We start from the raw sequence: 9,514 nt of genomic DNA on the forward strand, positions 1-9,514 counted from the left end.
TGTCGGTGGGTGCGGGGGCGCTCAGGGCGTGGCGTACTCGCCGATGGCGTCGCCGAGCAGGACGCGCAGCCGGGCGAGGGCACGGACACATCTCGTCCGCACCGCCGCCGAACTGGCGTTCATCGCCGCGGCGGTCTCCTCGACGGACCGGTCCTCCCAGTAGCGCAGGACGACCACGGCCCGGTCCTTGGGCGGCAGTTGGGCCAGTGCCTCGACGAGGGTGAGCCGCAGGGAGGAGTCGGTGCCGGGCGCGGCGGGCACGTCCGGAATCACGTCCGTGGCCCGTTCCTTACTGCTGCGCCGCCGCTGATGGGCGAGGAACGTCCTGGTCAGCACGGTCTGCGCATAGCCGACCGGGTTGTCCGCCCGCCGCACCCGCCCCCACTTCACGTACAACCGGCCGAGCGTCTCCTGCACCAGGTCCTCAGCGAGATGGGTGTCCCCACCGGTGAGCAGACACGCGGACCGGTACAGATGACCCGCGCGCGCCGCCGCGAACTCCTGGTATCCGTCCGCGCGGACTGGTCTCATGCGTGGCTCCCCCTGAACGGACTCGCGTTGTCGCCTCTCACTCCATTGATGCGGTGGCACCCGGGGAATGTTTCACGCGAGGCTGAGAGATACGGTGCGGTACGAGTCACACCAACGGGGCAGAGGAACGCACACCATGGACCAGCCTGAACAGCAGGGCCACCAGCCGCCACCACAACCGTGGACACCGCCGGGAGGCCAGGGCTTCGGCCCACCGCCCCAGCCGTACGCGCCCCAGAGCCCGCCCACGGGCCCACCGCCCCAGCCGTACGAGCAGCCGCAGCAGCCGTACGCGCAGCCGCAGCAGCCGTACGCGCAGCCGCAGCAGCCGTACGGGCCGCCGGCCCAGCCATACGCGCAGCCGCCGCACCCGTACGCCCCCCAGCCACAGGCGGCGGCCCCGGGAGTGCCCGGTGGCGCCGCCCCGGCCCAGGGCCCGGAGTTCCTGGCCGTCGACCGCCACAACTCCGTCGTCGTCGACGACACCGGCGTCGCCTTCGAGGACCACGGCGTCTCCGTCGACTTCCCCTGGCCCGAGATCCGCAGCGTCCACTACAAGGCGAGCGGCAACGGCAAGGCGCTCATGGTCGCCGTGATCCACCTGGACGGCCGCTTCTACGAGTGCACGGTCGAGGCCAAGCCCCGCGAACGCCTCCACCAGTGGTTCGCCCACCTGGCCCAGGTGCTCGGCTACTACCGCCCGATGGGCTAGCGGCAGCCGCGCGGCATCTCAGAGCAGGTGGTCCACCTTCCCGGCCTTGATGTCGAGAATGAGCGTACGAAGCGCTTCGCGACTGTCGGTGAGGTAGGTGTCCTCGGCGCCGGCTACGGCTATGTAGGCGTTGCCGACGGGGTCGGTGCCGAGGCGGAAGCAAGAGTTGCCCTCGCCGCAGAAGGGCTCTTCCCAGCTGATCGTTGTGTCGTGCATCGGGCGTCTCCTCAGAAACCGTTGGCGATGTCGCGGATGAAGTCACGCGATGCCGATGGCGACAGGGCGATGCCCTCCATCCAGTCCAGGTGGGAACGGTACTTCGCCAACTGGTTGTCCGCATGAAGGAAATCAGGCCCGTGAGAGTTGTCGATCTGCACGGTGTCGAGCGAGGCAACGGGCCCCTCCGCGTACAGAACGGTCTGCCCTGCCCCCGGGAACGCACCTGCCTCGAACGGGATCACCAACAACGTGATGTTGTCCTGCTCGGACCTCTTCAACAGGTGCTCAAGCTGCGCTCGTGCCACGCCGGGTCCGCCGAACCGCATACGCAACGCGGCCTCGTGCACGATGGCGGTCAACGGCGTCGGATTTTCACCGTCCAGCACGTGTTGCCGCTCCACTCGGTGTGCGAGGCGCAGGGCGATCTCATGCTCGGGCAGTTGCGGGATGACGACTCGGAAGAGGGCGAGGGCATGGTCGGAGGTCTGGAGCAGTCCCGGGATGTGCATGGAGTACGCCGCCCGCATCCGTACCGCGTGCGCCTCCAACTCGGCGATGTCCAAAAGCCCTTGAGGTAGCTCGCCGCGGTACTTGTCCCACCAGCCGCGCTGTCCGGGCTGTGCCATTTCGACCAAGGCCTCGACGTATTGCTCGTCCTGGCAGGCACAGTTACAAGCGAGGGTGCGCACGCGCTCGGGGCTGATGGCCCGCACTCCGGACTCTATGTGCGAGATCTTTCCCCGGTCCACGCCCAGCAGCCCGGCGGCGTACTCCGCCGAGACCCCCGCTGACGTGCGCATCTTTCGTACCTCGGCCCCCAGTCGCTTCTGGCGTTCCGTGGGCGACGTCCTCGCTGCCATGTCGTTCCCTCCGCGTGCGGTCAGGTGCAGTCTGCCGCTTACGCGTACGACCGAGCCACGAACGGGCGTAAATTTCACTATGGGGGGCCAAATTAGCCACCACCTCGCTAAGTTGGCAGTGCGTCAGCCAACCTCGGCAGTTGCTCCCCGAAGGGAACCCTCATGCCCGAAGCGACCTCGGCCTGCCCCGTCCCGCCCGCGCACTCGCCCTCGCAGGCACCCCGCACCTATGAATGCCGCCTGGACCTCCCCAACGACCCCCGCACCCCCCGCATCGCCCGTCACACGATCCGCGCGGCACTCCTCGGCCACGCCTGCCCCCAGGCCCTCGCCGACACGGCGGAACTGCTGACCTCGGAACTGCTCTCCAACTCGGTGAAGCACTCCGACGGCCTCATCACCGTCACCCTCCGCACCCGCCCCGACCGCATCCATGTCGCCGTCCTGGACAACCACCCGGAACTCCCCGACCCGCTCCCCTCCACCGCCGACCAGGAATTCGGCCGAGGCCTGTTCCTCGTCGACGCACTGGCGGACGTCTGGGGCCGCTACCCCGTCACCGGAGACTTCCGTAGACGCGGTTGGAAGGTGGTCTGGTTCGAGCTGTCGACGGCCACCGGCGTATAACTCCGATCATTCCTTCACCGTGGCTCTTGAGTAGTGGTGGAGGAGATGATGCTCCCCCTCTCCAGTATGGAGATTCCGTGTCCGGAAAGGCGAACCTTGGCGCTGTGCGGCGGACTAACGAACTCCACTAGCCGTTCGTATCGGTTAATCCAGTCAAGGGTCATGTGTGATGAGGGTTGGACGGTATCTGGTGCGGTTTCGATAGTGAATGTCTGGCCTGTTCGTGCGACACCTCCTACGCATCGGACAATGCAGACAGCGGCTGCAGCTTCACGCTCTTCTACAGAGTAGATCTGTAGCTTCCCTGCTCGGGTGTCATCCATGTTTGTAGGCCTCCGCAACGAAATGCTTTATCTGATCGGGGGAAAGCTTTGGTATGTCAAATTCTAGTGCGTCGCTGATGCCTTCATAGGACTTCACTCTAGGGACATGAATACCCATGTTTTTGAGGATGTCTCCGGCAGTGCTCGCTGGCAGTTCAACGCTGGCTCTCCTGGCAAGCTCGGAAGCGGGGAGATTTACTGCTACTTCTGCCTCGGCGCGAATGAATCCCCTCATGGTTTCAATTCCTTCGAGTGCGCTCCGCGGGATAAGTTGGACCACGGCTTCACCGAATTGCTCGGAATGTCTGGCAAACGCTGTTGCCACACCGGGGTCTGTTGAGGTGGGAGTAAACCCCGAACTCTGTGCATTATCGCCCGCGTTGAAACCCTTGGTCGTCCCGCGGAACAGATGATCCTCTTCGGGGCACCCGCCCGGTGCCAAACCTAGCGGGTCGACCAATCTGTGAGGATTGTAGACGTAGGTAGTTGGATTTGGTGCTGGGGCGAGCCCAAGGGGATCAGGGCTGAGGTAGCGGGCGGTTTCGGGATCGTAGTGGCGGAAGTAGTTGTAGTGCAGGCCCGTTTCCGGGTCGTAATACTGGCCGGGAAATCGAAGAGGTGTGTAGGCAGGGCTGATGCGTTCTCACTCGGCGAGATGAGCTGATCGCGTGTGCATGCGCCGCGGCGGCCGGACTGGAGACGGTGAACGCGACCCCCGATGATCAAGGTTCTCGAAGCCTTTGATCACGAACAGGGGTCGCGTTCGCGTGTCATCCTCCCTGATCGGCGTCCTGCAGCGCCACTGCGGGCACGTCGGCCTGCCCTGCCCGCCCGAGCAACTCACCTCACTCCGCGAGATCTTGGACCGGCTCCCCGATCCGAGGCGGGTCAGAGGCCGCCGCTACCGGCTGGGCTCCCTGCTCGCCCTGTGCCTGCTCGCAGTCCTCGGCGGTGCCACCACACTGGCCGGCATCTCCCGGTTCGCCGTCGACGCCGCCCCTGAAACACGGACACGCATCGGCCTTACGCGTCTCCCGCGTGCCACCACCCTGGGCCGCCTGCTGTCCCGCATCGACGGCGACGCCTTTGATGACGCAGTGGGTGCCTGGCTCGCCCGGTACTCCCGTGACCCGGTCCAGGACGAGGCGCCCGCGCTGGTGGGACTGGCCGTCGACGGCAAGGCCGTACGCGGCAGCCGTCGTGACGGCCAGACGGCTGTCCACCTCCTGGCCGCGGTCCTGCACGAGAGCCAGGCCGTGATTTCCCAGCGGCAGATCGCCGCGAAGAGCAACGAAATCCCCGCCTTTGCCCCGCTGCTTGAGCCACTCGACCTGCGTGGCCACGTCATCACCGCCGACGCGCTGCACACCCAGACCGGCCACGCCGAGCAGATCACCGCCCAGGGTGCCCACTACATCCTGGTCGTCAAAGGCAACCAGAAGAAACTTCGCCGTCAGCTGCGGCACCTGCCCTGGCGGGAGGTCCCGCTCCAGCACCGCACCCGCGACCAGCGACACGGACGCCGCGAAATCCGCCGACTCAAGGTCTGCACCGTCCAGCCCGGACTGCTCTTCCCCCACGCCGTCCAAGCCATCGAGGTCAAGCGGCGTCGCATAAACCGCAGGACCGGCAAGACCACCATCAAGACGATCTACGCGGTCACCAGCCTCACCCCGGACCAGGTCACAGCATCCCAGCTCGCCGAACTGATCCGCGGGCACTGGCAGGTGGAAGCCCTGCACCACGTGCGGGACGTGACCTTCGCCGAAGACGCCTCCAGTGTCCGCACCGGCACCGCACCCCGCGCGATGGCGACGCTCCGCAACCTCGCCATCGGCCTCATCCGCCAGGCCGGATGGACGAACATCGCCGCCGCCACCGACCACTATCGGTCACGAACCGACCACGCACTCCAACTACTCGATCTCGAAATCTGAGAACGCATCAGCCCTGGGTGTGTAGGCGGCGCTCTTGGTAGCCCAGGCGGTCGTACCCCACACTGTGCTCCGCGTCCGCCAGGCGATCTCGCCCTGGTCGTCCACGAGTTCGCTCGGGGTGCCGACCAGGTCGGTGACAATGGCGAAGAAGCGGGAGTCGATCTCTTCCTGTGGTGCCCCTGCGGCGGTGATGCGTTCTGTCTGGGCGATGGGGCGTAGGCCGTGGTGGTCCCAAGTCAAAGTCACGGGGTTCGACAGATCCCGGGATGTCGTGCGCTGTTCGCAAAGGGTCGTGCCGTCCCAGGTGAAGTCGACCCGTTCCACCACCGTTTCCGCGTCGTCCGCCAGGCGAAGCTTCGCCGTGCGGCGGCCCAGCGGATCGTACGTGTAGCGCCAACGCGTGCCGTCCGGAGTGAGCACCGAGGTCAGGCGGTCCTCGGCGTCCCACTCGTACCGCCAGGTGTCCGGCTTGCGGGAGAGGCGGGGCTTCTGGCGGAGGGTGATGCGGCCCAGCTCGTCGTGTTCATAGCGGACGCGTCCCGCGCGAGTGATGCGGGTGCCCTGGTATGAGCGCTCACCCGTGGCCTCATGGCCCGGGTGGGCCGACGGCCAGGACGCTGACGTCTGGTTGCCTGCCGCGTCGTACGCGTACCTCTCCGTCCAGTTCGCCGCGTGCACCGCTGTCACCCGGCCCGCCGCGTCCAGATCGAAGTGGCGGGAACCCGAGAGTTGGTCGTCGATGTCGGTCAGGTTGCCGTCGGCGCGGTAGTGGTACGTGCGGTGTTGGATCGAGCGGCCGGACGGGCCCGTCACCGCCTGGGTGGTGAGGCGGCCGACGGAGTCGAAGGTGTGCTCGACGGTGACCGTCTCGCCGATCCGGCGGGTCAGCTCGCGGCCGGCCTCGTCGTAGGTGAAGTCGATGGCGCGGCCCCCGGCGACCATGCCTGTACGGCGGCCCGCCGCGTCGTACGTCCACGTCGTCGTCGCGCCGGACGGGGTCGTGCGGCCCGTCCGGCGGCCCAGGTCGTCGTACGTGTACGTCAGTGCTCGCCCGTCGACCGTCTCCGAGCGCACCAGGCCGAAGCGGTCGCGCAGGATCGTCAGAGTCGTGCCGTCCGGGCCGGTCGCTTGGGCGAGCTGGTCCGTCATGTCGTACGCGTACGTCGTGACGTCGCCGGCCGCGTCCTTGCGGAGCACCTGGCCCAGGGCGTTGCGCTCGAACGACACCACCTGGCCGAGGGCGTTCGTGCGGGACGTCAGACGGCCCGCCACGTCGTGCTCGTAGGTGAGGGTGCGGTCGTCGAAGTCCGTCTCGGTGATCAGACGGCCTGCCGCGTCGTACGCGTAGCTCCACGTCAGGCCCTGCGGGTTGGTGACCTTGGTCAGCCGTAGCTCCAGGTCATGCTCGAACTCGTGGCGCACGCCGTCCGGGCCCGTCCGAGCCGTCAGCAGATCGAAATGGGTGTACTCGAAGCGGGAGACCCCGCCCATCGGGTCCGTGTGGGTGACGCAGTTGCCCTCGCCGTCGTACGTCCACGAATCCGTGGTGCCGTCGGCGGCCGTGCGGCGGGCGAGGTGGCCCTCGACCGTCCACTCCAGCCGGGTCACCGCACCCGTCGGGTCCGTGACACTGACGGGCCGGCCGAAGGGGTCACGTTCGTACCGAGTGGTCGCACCCAGGGGGTCCGTGATCTCCAAGGGAAGGCCGGCACGGTCGCAGCGGATCGTTGCCGTGTGGCCCTGGGGATCGGTGACGGCGGTCAGGTGGCCCGAGTCGTTGTATGTGAAGTGGGTGGTCAGACCTGTGGGGGCCGTCACCGATGTGCGGTTGCCCCGTTCGTCGTACGTCTGGCGGATCACCGTGCCGTCCGGGTTCACCACCCGGTCCGGCAGGCCGAGTTCGTTGTACTCAGCCCTCGCCTCGCGGCCGTCCGGGCGTACGACGAGGGTCGGGTTGCCTGCCTCGTCGTAGCGGAATGTCGTCGTGTGGCCGAGGGGGTCCGTGCGGGAGAGCAGGCGGTGGTAGCGGTCCCGTTCGAAGCGGGTGGCCGCGCCGAGGGGGTCGATCTCGGCGACGACCTGGCAGGCGTCGTTGATCACGAAGTGGCGGGTGTGGCCCTCGCCGGTCGTCGTGGTCGTCACGCGGCGGCCGGTCCCAGGGTCCCGCTCGCCGTAGGTGAAACGCAGGCTCATGTGACCGTGCGTGCCGCCCTCGGCGACGCAGCGGTCCCGGTCGTCGTATGCGTACGTGTAGCCGCGGTCGTTCGTGTCCGTCCAGGACGTGATCCGGTCGGCCTCGTCGTACGTGAAGCGGAGCGGGAGCCCGGACGAGTTGACGACCTCGGTCAGGTTGCCGTCCGTGTAGCCGTAGCGCTTCAGTTCCTGGTCGCCGGAGGCCGGCCGGAGTGCCGTGACCCGGCCGGCCTCGGTGATGATCCGTACGTCGTATCCGGCGCTGGAGACGATGCCCAGAGGGGTGCCCTCGGTGTCGTACTCGAAGGTGAGCCAGTTGCCGTTGCGGTCGTCGATCTGCTCGATGACGGCCAGGTCGTCCCCGCGGTCGGTGAAGTGCCAGACGCGGTGGGTCTGCGGGTCGGTGACCGTGTAGCCGCCGTCCTCCCGGTCCAGCGGCCAGCGGGGGCCGTGGCTGGGGAGGGTCGGGACGCCCGGCGCGGGATGGGGGTAGGCGAGGAGCAGGCCGTCCTCGGTGACGAAGACGACGCCCTCGGAGTCGATCTCCAGGCGCTGGTCGACCGTCGAGGACCACGACGGGCCGAACCAGCGGCCGAAGTGGTAGCCGGACTCGACCCGCCGTCGGAAGACGAGGGGGAGCGCACCCGGAAGTACCACGTCCGTCTGCGGCAGGTACATCTTGCCCGTGGTGAGATCGACCGGGTCGGTCGGGTCCTTCTCGACCTTCCGGTTGGGGTTGTCGTGCTCCTGGGGCGCCTTCTCGGCGGCCTCCCTCGCGCCTCGTTGAGCTCCCGCGTCGGCCGCGTCCTCGAGACCGTGCCTGACCGCCCCCTTGATCCCGCCCGTCGCCACCCCGCGCGCCGCTCCCGCACCCTTCGTCCCCAGCAGGTCGAGGATGACGCGGCCGGTGAACTCGGACGGGTCCTTCTTGGCGGACTGCCAGGCGTCTTTCAGGGCCCGGTCCGGGTGCGCCGCGGCCCACGCTCGCCTCACCGAGCATGCCGAGTTCGCGAAGCTCCGCCATGGCCAGGTTGATGCCCTCGGTGATCAGGGACAGGCCTTCCACCTGCAGGTCCTTCTCACCGCCACCGCCTCCGCCGGGGCCAACGGCTCCGCCACCGCCTCCGCCGTCGTTCATCGAGCCAACTCCCCGTTGCCGCCCGTTACGTTCGTCCCGTGCGCGTCCACGTCCAGGTCCACGTCCACCGCCGCCGCGTCCGGCACGATCCCCGTCACCGGCGGGAACAACGCGCCCTGGCCGTCGCTGCCGACGTCCAGCGCCACCCCGTACGGCACCGGCATCGCCGGGATCGCCACGTCCAGCAGTCGGGCGCCCAGGACACGGTCGTACGTCCACTCCCGCGCGCCTTCGCCCCTTGCGACAGCGAATCGAGCCAGGGACGGCTCGTCCGAGAAGGCGTAGATCCAGCGGACGCCGCCGTACTCCCCGGTGAGCGGGTCGCCGTCGTCCGACAGGGGCACCAGGACCGCCGTACGCCGGAACTCGCCGAGCAGGGCGGCGGCTTCGCGTCGGCGGCGGCGAAGGGCGGCCTGGTCGGCCTCGTCACCTGCGTCGGTGGGAGGTGGCGGGCCGTGGTGGTCCACCGGGGGCGGAGGCGGGGGCGCGGCATCGGGCGGCTCTGCCGAACTCGTCGGCCCCGCCGGGACGGGCGCCTCCAGGTAATCCAAGATCCTGGACCGGCGTGTGCCCTCCGCCGCTCCACCGCCCTCCCCGCGATCAGACATGCGTGCGATCATCGCACCGCTGCGCCGAGCGCTGCAACGCCGAGATCTTTGCCCTCGCGCAGTCCGAACGAAGCCCGCCCGGGCGGTGCGCGAAGCCCGCCCTGACGGTCTACGAAGCGGCCCGGCGGTGCGCGAAGTCGGCCCGCCAGGCTCGGACCCCGGCGGTGCGCGACGTTGCCCCTGGCGGTCCACGAAGCCGGCCCCGGCGACGCGAGTCGGCCCCGGCGGTGGCGAAGTCGCCCCACGTGGTGGGAAGTCGCCCTCGGCGGTTCACGAAGCCGGCCCCGGCGACGCGAGTCGGCCCCGGCGGTGGCGAAGTCGCCCCACGTGGTGGGAAGTCGCCCTCGGCGGTTCACGAAGCCGGCC

Annotated in this window: 8 protein-coding genes and 2 pseudogenes; 3 read left to right on the forward strand and 7 right to left on the reverse strand. The window is 68.5% G+C overall.

The genetic code is table 11. From position 1 onward, the window contains the following. Positions 1-21: 21 nt before the first annotated feature. Positions 22-531: a SigE family RNA polymerase sigma factor gene (locus ACWD26_RS40595; RefSeq protein ID WP_451278202.1), complete on the reverse strand. Its 510-nt coding sequence runs from the start codon at positions 529-531 to the stop codon at positions 22-24. A 136-nt stretch (positions 532-667) separates the two neighbouring features. Here ACWD26_RS40595 and ACWD26_RS40600 point away from each other — a divergent pair, with 136 nt between their 5' ends. Further along, a complete protein-coding gene (locus tag ACWD26_RS40600; protein ID WP_451278204.1) occupies positions 668-1,243 on the forward strand; it encodes a hypothetical protein in 576 nt (191 codons plus the stop codon). An 18-nt stretch (positions 1,244-1,261) separates the two neighbouring features. On the opposite strand, the gene ACWD26_RS40605 is transcribed toward ACWD26_RS40600, so the two are convergent. Next, positions 1,262-1,459, reverse strand: coding sequence for a hypothetical protein (locus ACWD26_RS40605; RefSeq protein WP_451278206.1), 198 nt, complete (start codon positions 1,457-1,459; stop codon positions 1,262-1,264). Positions 1,460-1,470: 11 nt separating this feature from the next. Then, entirely contained in the window at positions 1,471-2,322 is an 852-nt protein-coding gene (locus ACWD26_RS40610; protein WP_451278208.1) for a helix-turn-helix domain-containing protein, read from the reverse strand. Positions 2,323-2,484: 162 nt separating this feature from the next. On the opposite strand from ACWD26_RS40610, the gene ACWD26_RS40615 reads away from it, so the two are divergent. Beyond that, positions 2,485-2,949, forward strand: coding sequence for an ATP-binding protein (locus ACWD26_RS40615; RefSeq protein WP_451278209.1), 465 nt, complete (start codon positions 2,485-2,487; stop codon positions 2,947-2,949). Positions 2,950-3,264: 315 nt separating this feature from the next. Here the strand turns inward: ACWD26_RS40615 and ACWD26_RS40620 are convergent, their stop codons facing one another. Beyond that, positions 3,265-3,507 carry a hypothetical protein gene (locus ACWD26_RS40620; RefSeq protein ID WP_451278211.1) on the reverse strand — a complete coding sequence of 81 codons (243 nt, stop codon included), beginning with the start codon at positions 3,505-3,507 and terminating at the stop codon, positions 3,265-3,267. 176 nt (positions 3,508-3,683) lie between these two features. Beyond that, a pseudogene (locus tag ACWD26_RS40625) lies at positions 3,684-3,912 on the reverse strand (RHS repeat-associated core domain-containing protein); the annotation flags it as partial. Positions 3,913-4,039: 127 nt separating this feature from the next. Here ACWD26_RS40625 and ACWD26_RS40630 point away from each other — a divergent pair. Next, positions 4,040-5,209, forward strand: coding sequence for an ISAs1 family transposase (locus ACWD26_RS40630; protein WP_451278213.1), 1,170 nt, complete (start codon positions 4,040-4,042; stop codon positions 5,207-5,209). Positions 5,210-5,224: 15 nt separating this feature from the next. On the opposite strand, the pseudogene ACWD26_RS40635 reads toward ACWD26_RS40630, so the two are convergent. Both ACWD26_RS40635 and ACWD26_RS40640 read right to left on the reverse strand, forming a co-directional pair. Beyond that, positions 5,225-8,377, reverse strand: a pseudogene (locus tag ACWD26_RS40635) (DUF6531 domain-containing protein); the annotation flags it as partial. A 159-nt stretch (positions 8,378-8,536) separates the two neighbouring features. Then, positions 8,537-9,148: a hypothetical protein gene (locus ACWD26_RS40640; protein ID WP_451278215.1), complete on the reverse strand. Its 612-nt coding sequence runs from the start codon at positions 9,146-9,148 to the stop codon at positions 8,537-8,539. Positions 9,149-9,514: the final 366 nt, after the last annotated feature.

It is taken from the genome of Streptomyces sp. NPDC002787 (assembly GCF_053592095.1).